The 21023-nt window shown below is 60.3% G+C and carries 17 protein-coding genes and 1 pseudogene; 9 read left to right on the forward strand and 9 right to left on the reverse strand.

Annotated features, from left to right (window positions below; translation table 11 throughout):
* Positions 1 to 94: 94 nt before the first annotated feature.
* The 9 genes and pseudogenes from KGB03_RS31475 to gap form a co-directional block, all read right to left on the reverse strand.
* A complete protein-coding gene (locus KGB03_RS31475; RefSeq protein WP_371917827.1) occupies positions 95 to 850 on the reverse strand; it encodes a methyl-accepting chemotaxis protein in 756 nt (251 codons plus the stop codon).
* Between the two features lie 150 nt (positions 851 to 1000).
* Positions 1001 to 2233: pseudogene (locus KGB03_RS31480) on the reverse strand (chemotaxis protein); the annotation flags it as partial.
* Positions 2234 to 2411: 178 nt separating this feature from the next.
* Entirely contained in the window at positions 2412 to 2801 is a 390-nt protein-coding gene (locus KGB03_RS28630; RefSeq protein ID WP_223530591.1) for a YbaN family protein, read from the reverse strand.
* Positions 2802 to 2956: 155 nt separating this feature from the next.
* On the reverse strand, positions 2957 to 3559 hold the full coding sequence (locus KGB03_RS28635) for a biliverdin-producing heme oxygenase (protein WP_223530593.1): 603 nt from the start codon (positions 3557 to 3559) through the stop codon (positions 2957 to 2959).
* Between the two features lie 114 nt (positions 3560 to 3673).
* Complete coding sequence (locus tag KGB03_RS28640; protein ID WP_223530595.1) at positions 3674 to 6265, reverse strand: TonB-dependent receptor; 2592 nt, start codon at positions 6263 to 6265, stop codon at positions 3674 to 3676.
* Positions 6266 to 6404: 139 nt separating this feature from the next.
* Positions 6405 to 7313, reverse strand: a complete 909-nt coding sequence (locus KGB03_RS28645; protein WP_223530597.1) for a FecR family protein — start codon at positions 7311 to 7313, stop codon at positions 6405 to 6407.
* Positions 7314 to 7508: 195 nt separating this feature from the next.
* Positions 7509 to 8027, reverse strand: a complete 519-nt coding sequence (locus KGB03_RS28650) for an RNA polymerase sigma factor (protein WP_111451458.1) — start codon at positions 8025 to 8027, stop codon at positions 7509 to 7511.
* Between the two features lie 77 nt (positions 8028 to 8104).
* A complete protein-coding gene (locus KGB03_RS28655) occupies positions 8105 to 8569 on the reverse strand; it encodes a methylglyoxal synthase (protein WP_008155845.1) in 465 nt (154 codons plus the stop codon).
* A gap of 29 nt (positions 8570 to 8598) precedes the next feature.
* Positions 8599 to 9600: a type I glyceraldehyde-3-phosphate dehydrogenase gene (gene gap / locus KGB03_RS28660; RefSeq protein ID WP_008155846.1), complete on the reverse strand. Its 1002-nt coding sequence runs from the start codon at positions 9598 to 9600 to the stop codon at positions 8599 to 8601.
* 220 nt (positions 9601 to 9820) lie between these two features.
* Between gap and edd the strand changes: the two genes are divergently transcribed.
* From edd to KGB03_RS28705, 9 genes are all read left to right on the forward strand, one after another.
* Positions 9821 to 11647, forward strand: coding sequence for a phosphogluconate dehydratase (gene edd, locus KGB03_RS28665; RefSeq protein ID WP_111451459.1), 1827 nt, complete (start codon positions 9821 to 9823; stop codon positions 11645 to 11647).
* Positions 11644 to 12594: a glucokinase gene (locus KGB03_RS28670; RefSeq protein WP_111451460.1), complete on the forward strand. Its 951-nt coding sequence runs from the start codon at positions 11644 to 11646 to the stop codon at positions 12592 to 12594. Before edd ends, KGB03_RS28670 begins: the two co-directional genes overlap by 4 nt.
* A 177-nt stretch (positions 12595 to 12771) precedes the next feature.
* The gene (locus KGB03_RS28675; RefSeq protein WP_008155851.1) at positions 12772 to 13503 is read left to right on the forward strand and encodes a response regulator; all 732 of its coding nucleotides are present in this window, start codon (positions 12772 to 12774) and stop codon (positions 13501 to 13503) included.
* A complete protein-coding gene (locus KGB03_RS28680; protein WP_111451461.1) occupies positions 13493 to 14962 on the forward strand; it encodes an ATP-binding protein in 1470 nt (489 codons plus the stop codon). The genes KGB03_RS28675 and KGB03_RS28680 overlap by 11 nt, the downstream gene beginning before the upstream one ends.
* Positions 14963 to 15190: 228 nt before the next feature.
* Positions 15191 to 16450, forward strand: a complete 1260-nt coding sequence (locus KGB03_RS28685) for an AGE family epimerase/isomerase (protein WP_223530600.1) — start codon at positions 15191 to 15193, stop codon at positions 16448 to 16450.
* Positions 16451 to 16567: 117 nt separating this feature from the next.
* A complete protein-coding gene (locus KGB03_RS28690) occupies positions 16568 to 17875 on the forward strand; it encodes an ABC transporter substrate-binding protein (protein WP_218539082.1) in 1308 nt (435 codons plus the stop codon).
* Positions 17876 to 18033: 158 nt separating this feature from the next.
* Positions 18034 to 18942: a carbohydrate ABC transporter permease gene (locus KGB03_RS28695; RefSeq protein WP_008155860.1), complete on the forward strand. Its 909-nt coding sequence runs from the start codon at positions 18034 to 18036 to the stop codon at positions 18940 to 18942.
* Positions 18935 to 19780 carry a carbohydrate ABC transporter permease gene (locus KGB03_RS28700; protein WP_111451464.1) on the forward strand — a complete coding sequence of 282 codons (846 nt, stop codon included), beginning with the start codon at positions 18935 to 18937 and terminating at the stop codon, positions 19778 to 19780. The genes KGB03_RS28695 and KGB03_RS28700 overlap by 8 nt, the downstream gene beginning before the upstream one ends.
* A 4-nt stretch (positions 19781 to 19784) precedes the next feature.
* Complete coding sequence (locus tag KGB03_RS28705; protein ID WP_111451465.1) at positions 19785 to 20945, forward strand: ABC transporter ATP-binding protein; 1161 nt, start codon at positions 19785 to 19787, stop codon at positions 20943 to 20945.
* The last annotated feature ends 78 nt before the right edge of the window (positions 20946 to 21023 follow it).

Raw genomic sequence — 21023 nt, forward strand, 5'->3', positions numbered from 1 at the left:
GGCGGTAGGTCAGCAACATTGATATCGACTGACACTACGCCTTCGCGAGCAAGCCCGCTCCCACAGGGGATTTTCTGCGGTCATGGAAGTTGTATTACACCCGAAACTGATCCATCAATTTCATTTGATGCGAGGTCAGCGAGTTGAGGTGGCTGCTGATCTGCGCCGATTCGGTGGCCTGGCCGGTCAGGGTTTCGGTGACGGTGCGGATCGCCGAGACGTTGCGGTTGACCTCTTCGGCCACGGCGCTTTGCTGTTCGGCGGCGCTGGCGATTTGCAGGTTCATGTCGCTGATGACCGTCACCGCGTCGCTGATTTTGCTCAAGGCCTGCACCGCTTGCTGGATCTGCCCGGCGTTGCTGTGAGCCTGGGTCTGGCTCGAATGCATCGTGGCCACCACGCCGCGAGTGCCGGTCTGGATGCGTTCGATCACGATGCGGATTTCTTCCACCGAGTCCTGGGTGCGTTTGGCCAGGTTGCGTACTTCATCGGCGACCACCGCAAACCCGCGACCGCTCTCGCCGGCCCGCGCCGCTTCAATCGCCGCGTTGAGCGCCAGCAGGTTGGTTTGTTCGGCGATGCTGCGGATCACCTCCAGCACCGAGCCGATCTGCTCGCTGTTGACCGCCAACGCTTCGACTTCGGTCACCGCCTTACTGACTTCGTCGGCCAGTTGATTGATGTCGCGGGTGCTGCGTTCGATGATCTGCATGCCGTCGCGGGCCGACTGGTCGGCACCCTTGGCCGCGTTAGCCGCGTTCGAGGCACTGTTGGCGACGTCGTGGGCGGTGGCGCTCATTTCGTTGGACGCCGTGGCGACCTGGTCGATTTCGCGGAACTGCACTTGCATGCCTTCGCTGGTCTGGCGGGCGATTTCCGAAGACTGGTCGGCGGTGCCGCGCGCATCGGTGATGCTTTGTTTGATCTGCGCGATGGTCGGTTGCAGCTTGTCGAGGAAGCGGTTGAACCAGCTCACCAGTTCGCCCAGTTCGTCTTTCTTGCTGTAGTGCAGACGCTGGGTCAGGTCGCCGTCGCCGCTGGCAATCGCCTTGAGCATCTCGGCCACGCTGTTGATCGGCCGGGTCACGCCGGACGCCGTGAGCCAGATCAGCAACAGCCCGACCATGCCGGCAATCACCGCCACCAAAACGGCTTTGATCGTGCCGCTTTGCTGGGCGTCATCGAGTACGGCTTGCAACTTGACCGAGTCGGCCAGCAACACGTGTTTCGGCAGGTCGATCACCACGCCCCAGGCTTTGGACTCGGCAATCGGACTGACCGGGTATACCGCTCGGATCAGGTCGCCCTGTTCGAGAATCTTCGGCGTGCCAGCGCTGAGCAATTGCAGAACGTCCTTGCCGTCTGCGCCCAGGGTGTCGCCGATGCTTTTACCGACCTTGCTCGCGTCGACGCTGTAACCGGCGAGTACGCCGCTGCCGGAGACAATCAGCATGTGCCCGGCGCTGTTGAACAGATCGCGTTGGGAGTCGACAGCCGCCGCTTGCAGCGCGTCGAGGGCGATGTCCACACCGACCACACCGATGGATTTGCCATCCACCAGTAGCGGTACGGAAATGGTGGTCATCAGCATTTCCTTGCCGGCGACAGTGTCGGCATACGGGTCCAGCAGGCAGGTGCGCTTGCTGTCGCGAGGGCAGGTGTACCAGCTGTTATAGGGCGTGCCGCTGAGGCTCAAGGTGGTTTTGGTCATGTCGTCTTCGACCATGATCGTGTTGATCCCGACACCGCCGGCACGGCTCCAGTAACTGGCGAAACGACCGGCTTCGTTGGATTGGCGAACGGCATCGTTGGCGAACTCGCTGTCCTTGCCGTCGAGGCCATTGGGTTCGAATGCCAGCCAGATGCCGAGCACTTTACTGTTGCGCTCGAAGGCGGTTTTCAGGCTCTGGTTCAACTCTTCACGCAGGGCGCCGGCCTCAAGGGAGCGCGTGCTCGCCATGGTGCGCATGTCCTTGATCTGATCGGCCAGGGCGGTCACCACCAGCAGGCTTTCACCGAAGGTCTTCTGCACCCGCACTGCATGCTCGGCGGCCTTGGCCTGGAGCAGGTTCTGCACGCTGGCGGTGAGCATGTTGCTGCTGGAGGCGCTGACCAGTTCATCGTTCTGATCGGTCTGGTAGATGTTCATGCCGACGATCAGGACGACCACGCCCAGCAGGCACAGACCGGACAGCAGGACGATTTTCAGGCGGATGGAGAGAGAGTCGAACATAGGACGAGCTCGCGAATGAATGAGGTGTTGGCTGTGAGTCGGGATCGACCCAATTCGCCAAGTCCATTCAGCGCCATTTAATGCTCATCGGCGTGGGCAGGGGTTGCATGAACGCGAAGCCGACGAACGGTAGCAGGTGAACGTTTGCGCAGGAAAATGCCCTGAAAAGGACAGAAATTCAGGAAATTGTCGGCAATGATTCCGGCCGCGACCAGATCCACAGATTGCCCAGGCTCATGCCGGCAATCGCCAGAAAGATCGGCCAGCCAGGATCGAGCATCACCAGCATCAACCCGGCGCACAGCAGCATGCTCACGGTGGCGCTGACCTTGGCTCGGCGGGCGATGATTTTGCCGTTGCGCCAGTTGCGCAGGATGGAACCGAACAGCCGATGGTTTTCCAGCCAGGCACTCAGGCGCGGCGAACTTTTGGTCGCGGCCCAGGCGGCCAGCAGGATGAACTCGGTGGTCGGCAGGCCGGGTACGACAATGGCGATCAGGCCGATGGCCAGGCTGATGTAGGCGAGCAGGCGAAAGAGTAAACGGGCGAGTTTTGAGGAGGCAGGCATGGGAGGTCGTAAGAGGCAAGATCGGAATTTGGAAGACCTGCTCAAACCCTGTGGGAGTGAGCCTGCTCGCGATAGCGATTTACCATTCAACATCTCTGTTGAATATTAAGCCGCTATCGCGAGCAGGCTCGCTCCCACAGGGGGGATATATTTCTTCAGGCGAGTTCTGGGGTGTAAGCCTGGTCCAGCAACACGGTAAAGCGGTTGAACGCGTCGATTGCGCCTTTATCCAGCTCGGCTTCTTCTTGTGCGCTGAGTTCCAGCCCGTCGAGGGTTTTGACGAAGCGCTTCCAGCCTTCAGCGCGACCACCGGCCGGTTCACCGAGATGACGAGCTCCGAAGGTTTCGCTTAACCCAAGCGCTACAGCACGCTTAATCAAAAACGCCGCGCCAAGTTTCGAGCCTTCCGACACGAACAGCCAACCCAGCGCCTCGGCTTTGGCTGGATTTTTCACCGCCCCGGCGACGGGGGGCGGCACTTCGGTTTCCAGATCAGCCAGGTCAGCCTTGGCCGCTTCAGCACGGCAGCGGGCAGGCAGGTCCGGGACGATGGCGGTCAATTCGGCATCGTTGTACAGCGACACCAGTTCCGACTGAAACAAATACTGCGCCACCACGAACCGCGCGAAGTTGGCCTGGGCTTCAAACGGTGCGTGGGCTTTGACCAAGGCATCAAGCCTGGTATGAGGCTCGTGGGTGATCTGGTTCAAACGTTGCGAACGCAGAGCAGGGCGTTGAGCAGTGTCCTGAGGGGGCATGGGAAATCCTTGAGAAAAAGAGGCGCTTGGTAACGAGACGAACAACAAGGTGCGTGACAGTAAAAAAACCTCACTGCGCCACTTCTCTAAAAGCAGCGCAACGAGGTGGCAGGGTCAGATATCCCAGACCAGATTGACCGCGAAGTTGCGACCCGGTTGGGTCAGGCGATCGAGGTTGGCCGGGCTCAGCACTGCCGCTTCGCCGACGCTGTCGTAACCGCGCACGTCATCCCACAGCCAGTACTTTTTGTCGGTCAGGTTGTAGACGCCAGCGCTGACGGTTACGTCGTCGGTGACTTTGTAGAAGCCGGTCAGATCGAGCACGCCGAAGCCCGGCGATTTGAACTGGCTGCTCACACCGTCCGGCGACTTGAAGTTGCTGTCGTCGACGCGATCCTTCTTCTTCACCAGCGTCCAGCTGAGCAAGCCGCCATAGTTGTCCTGGTCATAACCGAGACCGAATACACCGGTCAGCGGGTTGACGCTATTGATCGGCTCGCCGGTGTCGTTGTTGCGGCCGTAGGCGTAGGCCACCGAGCCCTGGGTGTAGAGACCTTGCGGTGTGCCGAACGCGTCGAGGTTCAGGCGGCCCTTGATCTCTGCGCCCTTGATGGTCGCGTGTTTGATGTTGTTGCTCTGGAAGGTCAGCTCGCTGTAACCAGGAGTGACCGCGTCTTCGTTAATGAAGTCGCGGTACTTGTTATAGAACACCGCCACATCGAACGAGCCGGACTCGAAGTTGCCGCGCAGACCGGTTTCGTAGCTTTTGCTTTTTTCCGGTTCCAGGTCCGGGTTCGGCGCCACGCTATAGCCGGTGGTGGTGTTCTCGAAGCGCCCGTACAACGCCTTGGCGGTTGGCGTGCGGAAACCTTCAGCGTACTGGCCATACCAGGTGTACTGATCGGTCAGGGCGTAAGTCAGGCCGAACTTGGGTGAAACTTTGTGCCAGGTTTTGTTCTTATCGCTGACGGTTCCGCGACCGTCGGCGGCCACGGTATTGAGGAATTCCTGGGTGATGTGCGGCTTGAGCTGGGTGTAGTCGTAGCGCAGGCCCGGCAGGAAGGTCCACTTGTTCCAGCTGATCTGATCCTGGGCGAACAGGCTGTAGGTATTGATGGTCGGGTCCGGGAAGTCGCTGGATTTTTTCAGCACATCAGCCGCGCTGGTCGCGCCGACGGCCGTACAGCCGCGACCGACCGCCAGGCACTTGCCGTCGCCGCTGCGCGAGCCGGTGACTTTCTGTTGCTTGATAGTGGTGCCATAAGTCAGCAAGTGCCCGGTGTCAGCGATGTTGAAGGCTTTATCCAGTTGGGCATCGAAGACCCATTGTTTCTCTTCGTAAAGCGTGTCGCGGGTGCGCAGCACTCTACGGGTCATCGGGAAATAGAATTCTTCGGTGCTCTGATCGGTTTTGGCGATCTGATGGTTCAGGCTCCACTTGACGTTGTCTGCCAGCAGGCTGTCGAGTGCGACGCTGTGTTCCAGGCCGAAACGCTCACGGGTAATGGTGTCGTTGCCGGTGCGCCACTGGTACATGCCGCCGGGCAGCACGCTGTTCGGGATCGTCGGCTGGCCGTTGAAGTACGGGCCGCCGTAAGCGCTTTTCTGATCGGTGTCGCGATCGTCCTTGTACTTCTCGTAGGTCAGGCCAAGGCGTGAGCTTTCATTGTAGTTCCAGCCAATCTTGGCCAATACGTTGGTGGCTCGCACGTCTTCCGGGTTGGCCGCGGTACGGTCCAGGCCGGTGCCGTTGTTGCTGCCAAAGGAATCGGTTTCGTGACCATCGCGCTGGCTGTAATGCAGCAAGCCATCGAACTGATCGGCGCGGCCGGCGACGGTGGCGGACTTCAGCCAGCTTTCGTCAGCGGAGCTGTACCCGGTCTTCAGGCGAGCGCCGACGTCTTGGCCGGGCTTGATGATGTCGTCCGGGTCGAGGGTGAAATAGCTGACGGCGCCGCCGATGGCGTTGCTGCCGTAGAGCACCGAGGCCGGGCCGCGCAGAATCTCGACGCGCTTGATGATTTCCGGGTCGACGTAGTTACGCTGGGTTTTGGCATACGGGCCGTTGAAGAAGCCGTTCGGAATCTCGACGCCGTCGATTTGGGTCAGGATCCGGTCGCCGTCGATGCCGCGAATGTTGTAGCCGCTGATTCCGCCGCGGGTCCCGGCACCGCCCACCGAGACGCCCGGTTCGTAGCGCACCAGATCCTTGATGGTATTGACGTTGTTGCGGTCCAGCTCTTCACGGGTGTGAACGGTGACGGTGCTCGGCACGCTGGCGATGCTTTGTTCCTGGCGAGTGGCGCTGATGGTCACCTGGTCCAGGTTGAGCGCGCTGCTGTTGCTGCGCTTCTCCAGCACGATGTTATTGGTGCCCAGTTTGCGATAGCTCAGGTTGGTCCCCACCAACAGGCGATCGAGGGCTTTCTCTGGCGGCAGCGAACCCCGCACGCCCGGCGAGGCCACGCCCTCAGCCAGTTCTGCCGGCAAGCCGACTTGCCAACCGGTCACGGCGGTAAAGGCATTGAGTGCCGAGACCAATGACTGCTGAGGGATGGCGAACGCGTAATCGCCCATGTTGCGGGTCGGTTGCTCTGCCGCGGTGGCGGCGTAGAGCTGCGTGCTGCCGGCCATCAGGATGGCGGCGGTCAGCAGCGACAGCACGCGAGAAGGTGAAGAAGGTTGGCGGGTAAGGCGAGAGGACATCGATAGCGCTCCGTGTCGCACGAATCTTTATAGGTGCTGATTGGCACCTGAAGATGCGAATCAATTGCATTGGCTATAACGAGACGTACGGGGTTTGGCTATCGAGTAAAAATAATTCTCATCTAGGGGGCGTTCTCAATTAGTTCAAAATCACCAGCGCCGGGAATTCCTGGAGCCGCGCCGAGGTGATGTGGGCCAGCGAGCGGACCACGTCTAACGGTTGGTCGAGGCGGTAGTTGCCGGTGACGGTGATGTCGGCCAACTGCTCGTTGTTGTTGATGATCCAGCCGGGGTAGTAACGACGCAGCTCCGCCAGCACCTGGCTCAGCGGGCAGTTTTCGAACACCAGTCGACCCTGGACCCACGCCAGGTCGGTCGCGGCATCGAGTTTGGCGGGACGATCGAAACCGTTGGGGCCGATGCGGATGCTTTGTCCGGCGGACAAGCGAATTCGCGCGTCGTCGCGGGTCGCTCGCAAGTCGACATCCCCACGCTGCACCCGAACCTGTGCCACACCGTCCAGATAACGCACCGCAAAGGCTGTGTCCCGCACGCTGGCCTTGACCGGCCCGGCGTCGATTTCCAGCGGCTGGCCGCGATCGGCCGCGACCTCGAAAAATGCCTCGCCCTGATACAAACGGGCCACGCGCTGTTGATCGTTGATGGTGCTGGAGAAGGCCGAATTGGTATTGAGCAGGACCTTCGAGCCGTCCTCCAGTTGCAGCCGCTGGCGTTCACCGACCACGGTCAGGTGATCGGCCTGCAGGCGAATTGGCAGATTGCTGAAGCTGAACAAACCGAGGATCAGCACGGCGGCGGTGGCCAAGGGTTTCCAGTGCGGTCGCAGGCGCGACAGGGCGGTCACTTTCGGCGGTCGGGCGGCCAGGGTTTGCGCGCATTGCACGACCTGCGAGCCCTCCCAGATTGCTTTCGCCTTGGCGAACGCCTCGGCATGCAACGGATGGGCGGCCAGCCAGTCGTGAAACTGTCGAGTCTGTTCTTCGTTCGGATTGTCCAGCACGATCAGCCAGTCCAGGGCCTGGTCCATCGCACTTGCAGGGTCCTGCGCCGGGGAAGGCGGAGAGGGGGCGGGGGGAGGCACTGGAAGAGTGTCCGTCACGGTGTTTCCTCGGCAGTGTCTTGGCACCGCTGTTTTTTTAATGAAGCTTGAAAGTGGGGCAGGGTAGCAAAGCCCGATAGTCAGTGCAGGTCATCCTCACACGTAGAGAATTAACCTACAGACTCAGTCGCCGTTTAACCGTTCGGCCACGCCGATGCAGATCGCCATGATCAATTTCAGCTCCTTTTGCACGGTACTCAATGACACGCCAAGTTTCTCGGCGATCTCCAGATAGCTGTGCCCGTGCAGACGGCTGAGGATGAAAATCTGCTGCTGACGGGCGCTGAGTTCATTGAGGCTCACGTTCAAACGCTCGAGCAATTGTTCGGCATGGGCGGCGTCTTCCGCACTGCTGGCGGGGGCGGCGACGCTTTCCACCACGTCCAGCGGCACGTCGTCGAGCATCGTGCGGGACTGGATGCGCCGCGCGCGCAAATGGTCCAGCGCCAGGTTGCGAGCGGTCTGGAAAACGAAGGGTTCAAGGTGATCGATGGCCCGCTCACTAAGCGCCCGGGTCACTCGCAGGTAGGTCTCCTGAAGGAGGTCTTCGGCGGTGCTGTGATTGTTGACTATCCGCTCCAATGTGCGCAGCAGAGAGACTCGCTGGGCGATGAAGACGTGATTGAAGCGAGATTGACTCACGGGAGGACCTGATCCATTTCGAGCGAATGATAATGCTTATCATCCGCTCGAGTGGTCAAGTATTGATTTGTGAAGGTTTAGGCGCGGCCCAGCAGATAGGTCGCGTAATCGGGGATCCGATGTTCGTGCGCCTGCTCCATCATCGGGCTGCTGAGCAGGTAGTCGGCGCTGCATTCGTTGCAGGCGACGGGAATGTTCCAGACCGCCGCGACGCGCAATAACGCCTTGATGTCCGGGTCGTGCGGCTGTGGTTCGAACGGGTCCCAGAAGAACACCAGCATGTCGACCCGCTGCTCGGCGATTCGCGCACCGAGTTGCTGGTCGCCGCCCAATGGGCCGCTGATCATGCTCTCCACAGGCAAATCCAGGCGTTGTTGCAGCAACAACCCGGTGGTGCCGGTGGCGACCAGTTCATGCTGTGCGAGCCGGTCTTTCTGCCGCTCGGCCCAGTCCAGCAAAAACACTTTGCAATGGTCATGGGCGACCAAGGCAATACGTTTGCGCGCTGCCATGGTCTTTTGCGTAAAGCTGATACCGATCATCGGTGCTGCTCCTGCTTTTTCACGGCGGGTTATTCAGCGTTGCACAGCGCCAGGCAGTTATCGAGCATGCGGTTGGAGAAGCCCCATTCGTTGTCGTACCAGGCCAGCACCTTGAGCAGCTTGCCGCTGGACTTGGTGTGGTTGGCGTCAAAGATCGACGACAGCGGGTTGTGATTGAAGTCGCTGGAGACCAGCGGCAGGGTGTTGTAACCGAGAATTTTCGAATGCTGGCTGGCTTCTTTCAGCAGCGCGTTCACTTCATCGGCCGACGCTTCGCGCTTGAGTTGCACGGTCAGGTCCACCAGCGACACGTTGATGACCGGCACGCGTACCGACATGCCGGTCAGTTTGCCCGCCAGTTCCGGCAGCACCAGACCGACCGCTTCAGCCGCGCCGGTTTTGCTCGGAATCATGTTCTGGGTGGCCGAGCGCGCACGATACGGATCGACATGATAGACGTCGGTCAGGTGCTGATCGTTGGTGTAGGCGTGAATTGTGGTCATCAGGCCGCTTTCGATTCCCAGCTCGCGGTGCAACACCTGGGCCACCGGGGCCAGGCAGTTGGTAGTGCACGACGCATTGGAAATGATCTGGTGCGATTGGCGCAGAATGTCGTGGTTAACGCCATACACCACCGTGGCGTCGGCACCTTTGGCCGGGGCGGAGATGATCACTTTGCGTGCGCCGGCCGTAATATGCGCGGCGGCTTTGGCACGGTCGGTGAACAAACCGGTGCATTCGAATACGACGTCGATCTGCTCGGCAGCCCACGGCAACTCGGCCGGGTTGCGAATGGCGCTGACAGAAATACGGTCACCGTTGACGGTCAGGCTTTCCATATCATGCTGGACATCGGCATCGAACGTGCCGTGAACAGTGTCGTACTTGAGCAGATGAGCGTTCATCGCGCTGTCGCCCAGGTCATTGATGGCAACGATCTGCAGATCCTGGCGATAACCTTGGGTATACAGTGCGCGCAGGACGTTACGGCCAATTCGGCCAAAACCATTGATTGCGATTCGAAGAGTCATTTAACAGGGCCGCCGTCGTTTTGTTGTTGGAATTACAAGATTATTCGCATAAAAATAGAAAACAAGCCTTTTTAATGGCAATATTTTGTTCAATCTACAACGAGTGACCTGAATCAACTGGTCCGACCGATCAAGAAAACCGTCTGTCATCCCATCGACAACGGCTCTTGATCAGCATAGACAATCAGGTCGCCACATCCGTTAGCCTGGAGTTCTAAACATGCATCCCCGCGTCCTTGAGGTCACCGAACGGCTTATCGCCCGCAGCCGCGCCACGCGTGAGGCTTACCTTGCACTGATTCGTGGTGCTGCCAGCGACGGTCCCATGCGCGGCAAGCTGCAATGCGCCAACTTCGCCCACGGCGTGGCCGGTTGCGGCACCGACGACAAGAACAGTCTGCGGATGATGAACTCCGCGAACATTGCGATTGTTTCGTCCTATAACGACATGCTCTCGGCGCATCAGCCGTACGAAGTCTTTCCTGAACAGATCAAAAAGGCCCTGCGCGAAATCGGCTCCGTCGGCCAGTTCGCCGGCGGCACCCCCGCTATGTGCGATGGCGTGACCCAGGGCGAGCCAGGCATGGAACTGAGCCTGCCGAGCCGCGAAGTGATTGCCCTGTCCACTGCCGTGGCGCTGTCTCACAACATGTTCGACGGCGCGCTGATGCTCGGCATCTGCGACAAGATCGTCCCGGGCCTGATGATGGGCGCGTTGCGTTTCGGTCATCTGCCAACGATCTTCGTGCCGGGCGGGCCGATGGTCTCGGGCATTTCCAACAAGCAGAAGGCCGATGTGCGCCAGCGTTATGCCGAAGGCAAGGCCAGCCGCGAAGAGCTGCTGGAATCGGAGATGAAGTCCTACCATAGCCCGGGTACCTGCACCTTTTACGGCACCGCCAACACCAACCAGTTGCTGATGGAAGTCATGGGCCTGCACTTGCCGGGCGCCTCTTTCGTCAACCCGAACACTCCGTTGCGTGATGCCCTGACCCGCGAAGCCGCGCATCAGGTCACGCGTCTGACCAAGCAGAGCGGCGACTTCATGCCGATCGGCGAAATCGTCGACGAACGTTCGCTGGTTAACTCCATTGTGGCCCTGCACGCCACCGGCGGTTCGACCAACCACACGCTGCACATGCCAGCGATCGCCATGGCGGCGGGCATTCAACTGACCTGGCAGGACATGGCCGACCTCTCCGAGGTGGTGCCGACCCTGAGCCACGTCTACCCGAATGGCAAAGCCGACATCAACCACTTCCAGGCGGCGGGCGGCATGTCGTTTCTGATCCGCGAACTGCTGGAAGCCGGGCTGCTGCACGAAAACGTCAACACTGTTCTCGGTCATGGCCTGAGCCGCTACACCGTGGAACCATTCCTTGATAACGGTGAGCTGGTCTGGCGCGAAGGCCCGATCGAAAGCCTCGACGAAACCATCCTGCGTCCGGTGGCACGTGCGTTCTCGCCAGAGGGCGGCTTGCGGGTGATGGAAGGCAACCTCGGCCGCGGCGTGATGAAAGTGTCCGCTGTCGCGTTGGAAAACCAGGTCGTCGAAGCACCGGCCATGGTGTTCCAGGATCAGCAAGACCTGGCCGATGCGTTCAAGGCCGGTTTGCTCGAGAAGGATTTTGTCGCGGTGATGCGCTTCCAGGGCCCGCGCTCCAACGGCATGCCGGAGCTGCACAAGATGACGCCGTTCCTCGGCGTGCTGCAGGATCGCGGCTTCAAAGTGGCGCTGGTCACCGACGGGCGCATGTCCGGTGCGTCGGGGAAAATCCCGGCGGCGATTCACGTCAGCCCCGAAGCCTATGTGGGCGGCGCTTTGGCGCGGGTCCAAGAGGGCGATATCATCCGCGTCGATGGCGTCAAAGGCACCCTGGAGCTTAAGGTGGACGCCGAAGAATTCGCAGCGCGCGAACCTGCCAAGGGCCTGTTGGGCAATAACATCGGCAGCGGTCGCGAACTGTTTGGTTTCATGCGCATGGCCTTCAGCTCCGCAGAGCAGGGCGCCAGCGCCTTTACTTCTGCCCTGGAGACGCTTAATTGAAACTGGCTTTGGTCGGTGACATCGGTGGGACCAACGCACGTTTCGCGTTGTGGAAAAACCAGCAGCTGGAATCGATCCAGGTGCTGGCAACGGCCGACCATGCCAGCCCGGAAGAGGCGATTGCCCTCTACCTGAGCGGGCTTGGCCTGGCGCCGGGTTCGATCGGTTCGGTGTGCCTGTCGGTGGCCGGTCCCGTCAGCGGTGATGAATTCAAGTTCACCAACAATCACTGGCGACTCAGCCGCAAGGGGTTTTGCAAGACCTTGCAGGTGGATCAACTGTTGCTGGTCAACGACTTCTCGGCCATGGCGCTGGGCATGACCCGTTTGCAGCCGGACGAGTTTCGGGTGGTCTGCGAAGGCACGCCGGAACCGTTGCGGCCGGCGGTGGTGATCGGTCCGGGGACGGGCCTCGGTGTCGGCACTTTGCTGGATCTGGGCGAAGGTCGTTTCGCCGCGTTGCCGGGGGAGGGCGGTCACGTCGATTTGCCGCTGAGCAGTCCGCGGGAAACTCAGTTGTGGCAGCACATCTTCAATGAGATTGGCCATGTCAGCGCCGAAACGGCGTTGAGCGGCAGCGGCTTGCCGCGGGTCTATCGGGCGATTTGTGCGGTGGACGGTCATGAACCTGTGCTCGAAACACCGGAAGCGATCACGGCTGCCGGCCTGGCCGGCGATCCAATTGCCCTGGAAGTGCTTGAGCAGTTCTGCTGCTGGCTGGGTCGTGTGGCCGGCAATAACGTGCTGACCACGGGCGCGCGCGGCGGTGTGTACATCGTCGGCGGGGTGATTCCACGGTTCGCCGATTTCTTCATTGAAAGCGGTTTTGCCCGGTGCTTTGCCGACAAGGGTTGCATGAGCGATTACTTCAAAGGCATCCCGGTATGGCTGGTGACGGCGCCGTATTCCGGCCTTGTTGGCGCGGGTGTGGCGCTCGACCAGGCTTGAAATGCGATCAAATGTGGGAGCGGGCTTGCTCGCGAATGCGGACTGACATTCAACAGAGATGTCGACTGATACACCGCTTTCGCGAGCAAGCCCGCTCCCACATGGGTTTTGTGGTGTTTGTAGAATCAGCGCTTAAGGCATAATCCGCCCAATTCAAACAACAAGGATGCCGCCCCTGTGAGCTCAGTCAACAAGTCGATTTTGTTGGTCGATGACGATCAAGAGATACGCGAGTTGCTGGACACCTACCTGACCCGCGCGGGTTTTCAGGTGCGAACCACGCCCGACGGCGCAGGCTTTCGTCAGGCGATGAACGAGGCGCCGAGCGATCTGGTGATCCTCGATGTGATGCTGCCGGACGAAGACGGCTTCAGCCTCTGCCGCTGGATCCGCCAGCACCCGCGTCAGGCGCAGGTGCCGATCATCATGCTCACCGCCAGCTCCGACGAGGCCGACCGCGTCATCGGTCTGGAATTGGGCGCCGACGATTACCTTGGCAAACCCTTCAGCCCGCGTGAATTGCAAGCGCGCATCAAAGCCCTGTTGCGTCGCGCGCAGTTCGGGCAGGAGCGTTCCGGCAGTGAAGTGCTGGCCTTCGATGACTGGCGGCTGGACATGGTCAGCCATCGCCTGTTCCACATCGACGGCGAAGAAGTGATTCTCTCCGGCGCCGATTTCGCGCTGCTGAAACTGTTCCTCGATCACCCCCAGGAAATCCTCGACCGCGACACTATCGGCAACGCCACCCGTGGCCGTGATTTGATGCCGCTGGATCGCATCGTCGACATGGCCGTCAGCCGGTTGCGCCAGCGCCTGCGCGACACCGAAAAACCGCCGCGACTGATCCGTACCGTGCGCGGCAGCGGCTACCAACTGGCCGCCAATGTGGTTGCCAGCAATGGCCACTGAATTTTTCCGCAAACTCGCCGCGCGGATTCCCGTGCCACGTTCGCTGCTCGGGCGGATGCTGTTGCTGACGCTGTTGGCAGTGTTGTTCGCCCAAACACTGTCGAGCGTGATCTGGGTCTCGCAACTGCGCGCCACCCAGCTTGAAGGGCTGGTCACCAGCGCCCGTAGCCTCGCTCATTCGATGACCGCCAGCGTCAGTTACTTCCGCTCTCTGCCAGTAGCGTTTCGGCCATTGGTACTCGACCAGTTGCGCAGCATGGGCGGCACCCGTTTTGTGGTGACGCTCAACGACAAACCCTTGGGCATGGAAGTGCTGCCGATCACCCCGCGCAAGGAAGCCGTACTCAAAGCGGTGGACGAAGTGTTGCGCCAGTCCCTGGGCCAGGACATTGATATCTCGGTGACCTTCGTCAGCCCCGAAGACCTGCGGATCTTCAACGGCGGTCTGAAACTCGATGAATTGCCGCGCTCCTGGGCGCATTACGCGCTGACCCTGGAGCCGGTGAACCCGCCGGTATTGGTCACGCAAATCCAGATGGCACCGGGCGAGTGGCTGTACATCGCCTCACTGTTGCCCGAGCCCTACACCAGTCTTGAAGAGCAAGGCCTGCCGGCGCAGCAAGTCTGGTTCATCGTGCTCACCAGCGGCTTCTTGCTGTTGTTCATTGGCCTGCTGGTGCACTGGCAGAGCCGGCCGCTCAAGCGTTTGGCGCGGGCAGCACGGGACATGTCCCTCGGCGCGGAAGTCGAGCCAGTGGCCGAGGGTGGCGGCAGTGAAGTGATCGAGGTCGGCCGCGCCTTCAATGCGATGCGCGAACGCATCAGCCGTTACCTGACCGAGCGCAGCCAGTTGTTCAGCGCGATTTCTCATGACTTGCGCACGCCGATTACCCGCTTGCGGTTACGCGTTGAATTGCTCGAAGACGAAACGCTGCAAGCCAAGTTCGGCCGTGATCTGGATGAGCTGGAGCTGCTGGTCAAAGGCGCGCTGCAATGCGTGAAAGACACCGACATCCACGAAAACATCGAGCCGGTGGACCTCAACCATGTGCTTGATTGTCTGGTGGAACCGTATCTGGCGCCCAACGGCAATGGTCGCGTTACTCAACAAGGGCGTGCGCTGGCGGCGTATCCGGGGAAGCCGCTGGCGCTCAAGCGTTGCATCGGCAACCTGATCGACAATGCCTTGAAGTATGGCCAGAAAGCGCATTTGCACATTGACGACGACCCGAGTGCGTTCATCCTGCATGTGGACGATGAAGGGCCCGGCGTGCCGGAACAGCGGATGGAACAGGTGTTCGAGCCGCACTTCCGCCTGGCCGGGCAGCAGCAGGGTTATGGGTTGGGGTTGGGGATTGCGCGAAATATTGCGCATAGCCATGGCGGTGAGGTCAGCCTGCAGAATTTGCGTGAAGGCGGGTTGAGGGTGACGTTGCATTTGCCTCGTAGTGTTGATTAGTTAGACCGCGTTATCGTTCTTCGCGAGCAAGCCCGCTCCCACAGCGGATTTGCGTCGTATACAAATCCACTGTGGGAGCGGGCTTGCTCGCGAAGGCGTCAGACCTTTCAACTCATTCCTCAGGCTGAATGTCACAACTCGGTGACATCACTCGCCCCCTTCGTTACAAGCCAGCCACCGCCCGTTGTTTAGACTGCCCCCAGTCATAACAACAAAAAAAGGCATCCCATGGACACCTTCCAACCCGCTTTCAGCAGTTGGCTGAACGCACCCGCCCATCAGCAATGGCTCGCCGCCGAAGGCCTGCGCCTGCTGGCGTTTGCCAAGGCTTCAACGCTTCCTGAAGGTTTCGGCAATCTTGATGAAAAGGGCTGCCTGCCAGCCAACGCCCACGCCGAAACCATGAACACCGCGCGCATGACCCACAGCTTCGCCATGGCCCACATTCAGGGCTTGCCGGGTTTCGCCGAGCTGGTGGATCACGGCGTCAAAGCCCTCAGCGGCCCATTGCGTGACGCCGAACATGGCGGCTGGTTCGCTGCCCCCGAGCACCGTGACGGCAACACCGATAAAGCCGCTTACCTGCACGCCTTTGTCGCGCTGGCCGCCAGTTCTGCGGTTGTCGCGCAGCGTCCCGGCGCGCAGGCCTTGCTCGACGATGCCATCCACATCATCGACGGGCATTTCTGGAGCGAGGAGGAGGGCGCGATGCGCGAATCCTTCAACCGCGACTGGAGTGAAGAGGAAAGCTATCGCGGCGCCAACAGCAACATGCACGCCACCGAAGCCTTTCTTGCGTTGGCGGATGTCACTGACGACAACCGCTGGCTGATCCGCGCCCAGCGCATCGTCGAGCGCGTCATCCACGGTCACGCCGCTGCCAACGATTACCTGGTGGTCGAGCATTTCGACCGCGACTGGCAACCCTTGCGCGAATACAACCACGACAACCCGGCCGATGGTTTTCGCCCCTACGGCACCACGCCGGGTCACGGTTTCGAATGGGCCCGGCTGATACTGCATCTCGAAGCGGCGCGGGTTAAGGCCGGGATGCTGACGCCGGGCTGGCTCGCCAGCGACGCGCAAAAACTCTTCGACCACAACTGCCGTCACGGCTGGGATGTCGACGGGGCGCCGGGGATTGTCTACACCCTCGACTGGGACAATCGCGCCGTGGTTCGCCATCGCCTGCACTGGACCCATTGCGAAGCCAGCGCCGCCGCCAGCGCGCTGCTTAAACGCACCGGAGATGCGCAATACGAACGCTGGTATCGACTGTTTTGGGAATTCTGCGACAGCCATTTCATCGATCGCGAAAGCGGTAGCTGGCGCCACGAGCTCGATCCGCAGAACCGCCCGAGCGCCGATATCTGGGCGGGCAAACCCGACCTTTATCACGCCTGGCAAGCCGTACTGGTCCCGCGGTTGCCTCTGGCGCCAAGCATGGCGACTGCCCTGGCACAGTTATCCCAGAGCGCTCCTGTGTAACCATGTGGTGACATTCGAACGTCCCTTCGTTACCTGCGAAGGGATCACTCCTGTTTAGAATCCTATGCAGCGCAAGCACCAGACTTGCATGCATAACAACAAGAAAGGTACTACTAGATGAATGCGATTTCTCGCCTCGCTACTGTCATTTCTCTCGCTTCACTGCTTCCCCTGTCTGCATTCCCGCTGAGTACGCTTGCTGCCGATTCCAAAGGTTCGGTGGAAGTCGTTCACTGGTGGACCTCTGGTGGTGAAAAGGCTGCGGTCGATGTCCTGAAGGCCCAAGTCGAAAAAGACGGCTTTACCTGGAAGGACGGCGCAGTCGCCGGTGGCGGCGGTTCCACTGCCATGACCGTACTCAAAAGCCGCGCCGTCGCCGGCAACCCGCCGGGCGTTGCACAGATCAAAGGTCCGGACATCCAGGAGTGGGGCAGCACTGGCCTGCTCAGCACCGACACCCTCAAAGAGGTTTCCAAGTCCGAAGGCTGGGATGGCCTGCTGTCGAAGAAAGTCTCCGACACCGTCAAGTACGAAGGTGACTACGTCGCCGTGCCGGTGAACATTCACCGCGTCAACTGGCTGTGGATCAACCCGGAAGTCTTCAAGAAAGCCGGGATCGAAAAAGCCCCGACTACCCTCGAAGAATTCTATGCCGCCGGCGACAAGCTCAAAGCCGCAGGCTTCATCGCACTTGCCCACGGTGGCCAGCCTTGGCAGGACAGCACCGTGTTTGAAGACGTGGTGCTCTCGGTCATGGGCGCTGACGGTTACAAGAAAGCCCTGGTAGACCTGGATCAGAAAACCCTTTCGGGTGCCGAGATGACCAAGTCGTTCGCGGAGCTTAAAAAACTCACAGGCTACATGGACCCTAACCGCGCCGGTCGTGACTGGAACATCGCGGCGGCCGACGTCATCAACGGCAAGGCCGGTATGCAGATGATGGGCGACTGGGCCAAGAGCGAATGGACCGCTGCCAAGAAAGTAGCGGGCAAGGACTACCAGTGCGTGCCATTCCCGGGCACCGAAAAAGCCTTCACCTACAACATCGATTCCCTGGCGGTGTTCAAGCTCAAGGCCGATCGCAAAGGTGACATCGCCGCTCAACAAGACCTGGCCAAGGTCGCGCTGGGCAAAGACTTCCAGAAAGTCTTCAGCATCAACAAAGGCTCGATCCCGGTGCGTACCGACATGCTTAACGATATGAGCGGTCTGGGCTTCGATTCCTGCGCTCAAGCGGCGGCCAAGGATTTCCTTGCAGACGAGAAGACTGGCGGCCTGCAACCGAGCATGGCGCACAACATGGCCACTTCCCTGGCCGTGCAGGGCGCGATTTTCGATGTGGTGACCAACTTCATGAATGACAAGAATGCTGATCCGGCGACGGCCAGCAAGCAACTGGCATCGGCCGTCAAAGCCGCCCAGTAATCCCTGACACCGCGTGTCCCCATGTGGGAGCGGGCTCGCTCGCGAAGACGGACTGACATTCAACATGGATGTCGACTGACACACCGCTTTCGCGAGCAAGCCCGCTCCCACAAGGGATCGCCGTGCGGATTTCATTTCTCTTCACCTGGATTATCCCGATGAGCTCTGTGGCGGTTTTCAGCAAAGCCTCACCGTTCGACGCACTGCAGCGCTGGCTCCCCAAACTGGTTTTGGCGCCAAGCATGCTGATCGTCCTGGTTGGTTTTTACGGTTACATCATCTGGACATTCGTTTTGTCCTTCACCAATTCGAGCTTCATGCCGAGCTACAAATGGGTCGGCCTGCAGCAATACATCCGCCTGATGGACAACGATCGCTGGTGGGTCGCGAGCAAAAACCTCGCGGTCTTCGGTGGCATGTTCATCGGCATCAGCCTGGTGCTCGGCGTGTTCCTCGCGGTGCTGCTGGATCAGCGCATTCGCAAGGAAGGTTTCATCCGCACCGTTTACCTGTACCCGATGGCGCTCTCGATGATCGTTACCGGTACCGCGTGGAAATGGCTGCTCAACCCAGGGCTGGGCCTGGACAAGATGCTGCGTGACTGGGGCTGGGAAGGCTTCCGTCTCGACTGGCTGGTGGATCAGGATCGCGTGGTGTATTGCCTGGTGATCGCCGCCGTGTGGCAAGCCTCCGGGTTTGTGATGGCGATGTTCCTGGCCGGCCTGCGGGGTGTCGATCAATCGATCATCCGTGCCGCGCAAGTCGACGGTGCGAGCCTGCCGACCATCTATTTGAGAATCGTGTTGCCGAGCCTGCGCCCGGTGTTCTTCAGCGCCTTCATGATCCTTGCGCACATCGCGATCAAGAGCTTCGACCTGGTGGCGGCAATGACCGCTGGCGGCCCGGGCTACTCGTCCGACCTGCCCGCGATGTTCATGTATTCCTTCACTTTCAGCCGTGGCCAGATGGGCATTGGTTCGGCCAGCGCCATGATGATGCTGGGCGCGATCCTGGCGATTCTGGTGCCGTACCTGTACTCCGAATTGCGAGGCAAACGCCATGAGTAATCAACTCGGCAAACCAGCCTTGAGCTTCAGCCGAATCGCCATCTACGCCACGCTGTTGCTGGCCGCCGCGATCTACCTGATCCCGCTGGTGGTGATGCTGCTGACCAGTTTCAAATCCCCGGAAGACATCCGCACCGGCAACCTGCTGAGCTGGCCGCAAGTGATTGACGGCATCGGCTGGATCAAGGCGTGGGACGTGGTCGGCGGCTACTTCTGGAACTCGGTGAAAATCACCGTGCCGGCGGTTCTGATCTCCACCTTCATCGGCGCCATGAACGGTTACGTGCTGTCGATGTGGCGCTTCCGGGGTTCGCAACTGTTCTTCGGTCTGCTGCTGTTCGGCTGCTTCCTGCCGTTCCAGACCGTGCTGTTGCCAGCCTCGTTCACCCTCGGCAAGTTCGGCCTGGCCAACACCACCACCGGCCTGGTGCTGGTGCACGTGGTCTACGGCCTGGCGTTCACCACGCTGTTCTTCCGCAACTACTACGTGAGCATTCCGGATGCGCTGGTCAAGGCTGCACGCCTTGATGGCGCGGGCTTCTTCACGATTTTCTGGAAGATCCTGCTGCCGATGTCGATCCCGATCGTGATGGTCTGCCTGATCTGGCAGTTCACTCAGATCTGGAATGACTTCCTGTTCGGCGTGGTCTTCGCCAGTGGCGATGCCCAGCCGATTACCGTGGCCCTGAACAACCTGGTCAACACCAGCACCGGGGCCAAGGAATACAACGTTGATATGGCCGCCGCGATGATCGCCGGGCTGCCGACACTGCTGGTCTACATTTTCGCTGGCAAGTATTTCCTGCGTGGGCTGACGTCCGGCGCGGTCAAGGGGTAGAACAATGGCAACTCTCGAATTACGCAACGTCAACAAGACCTACGGCGCCGGTTTGCCGGACACCCTGAAAAACATCGAACTGAAGATCGATGACGGTGAGTTCCTGATCCTGGTTGGCCCGTCGGGCTGCGGTAAATCCACGCTGATGAACTGCATCGCCGGTCTGGAAAACATCAGCGGCGGCGCGATCCTGGTGGATGACGCCGACATCAGCGGCATGAGCCCGAAAGATCGTGACATCGCCATGGTGTTCCAGTCCTACGCGCTGTACCCGACGATGAGCGTGCGCGACAACATCGCGTTCGGCCTGAAGATTCGCAAAATGCCAGCTGCCGAAATCGACGAAGAAGTCGCTCGCGTGGCCAAGCTGTTGCAGATCGAACATTTGCTCGCCCGTAAACCCGGTCAGCTCTCCGGTGGCCAGCAACAGCGCGTGGCGATGGGCCGTGCCCTGGCGCGGCGGCCGAAGATTTACCTGTTCGACGAACCGCTGTCCAACCTCGACGCCAAGCTGCGCGTCGAGATGCGCACCGAAATGAAACTGATGCACCAGCGCCTGAAAACCACCACGGTCTACGTGACCCACGACCAGATCGAAGCCATGACCCTGGGCGACAAAGTGGCGGTGATGAAGGACGGGATCATTCAGCAATTCGGTACGCCGAAAGACATCTACAACAACCCGGCCAACCTGTTCGTGGCGAGCTTCATCGGTTCGCCGCCGATGAACTTCATCCCCCTGCGTTTGCAGCGCAAGGACGGTCGTCTGCTGGCGCTGCTCGACAGCGGTCAGGCGCGCTGCGAATTGCCATTGGGGATGCAGGACGCCGGGCTCGAAGACCGTGAAGTGATCCTTGGCATGCGCCCGGAGCAGATCGTTTTGGCGGGTAGCGAGCCGAATGGTTTGCCGATCATTCGCGCCGAAGTCCAGGTCACCGAGCCAACCGGTCCCGACACCCTGGTGTTCGTCAATCTCAACGAAACCAAAGTCTGCTGCCGTCTGGCGCCGGACGTTGCACCGGCCGTGGGCGAGACCCTGACCCTGCAATTCGATCCATCGAAAGTGCTGTTGTTCGATGCCAAGACCGGGGAGCGCCTGGGGGTGGCCGGTCAGCCGCAAGCCGAAACCCGGTCTGCGAACGTCGCACAATTCAAAGGTCGCTGAAGATCAGAAATGTGGGAGCGGGCTTGCTCGCGAAGGCGGTCTGACATTCAACAGGGATGTCGATTGATACACCGCATT

Source organism: Pseudomonas sp. BF-B-26 (assembly GCF_019956495.1).
In the GTDB taxonomy this organism is placed as follows: Bacteria; Pseudomonadota; Gammaproteobacteria; order Pseudomonadales; family Pseudomonadaceae; genus Aquipseudomonas.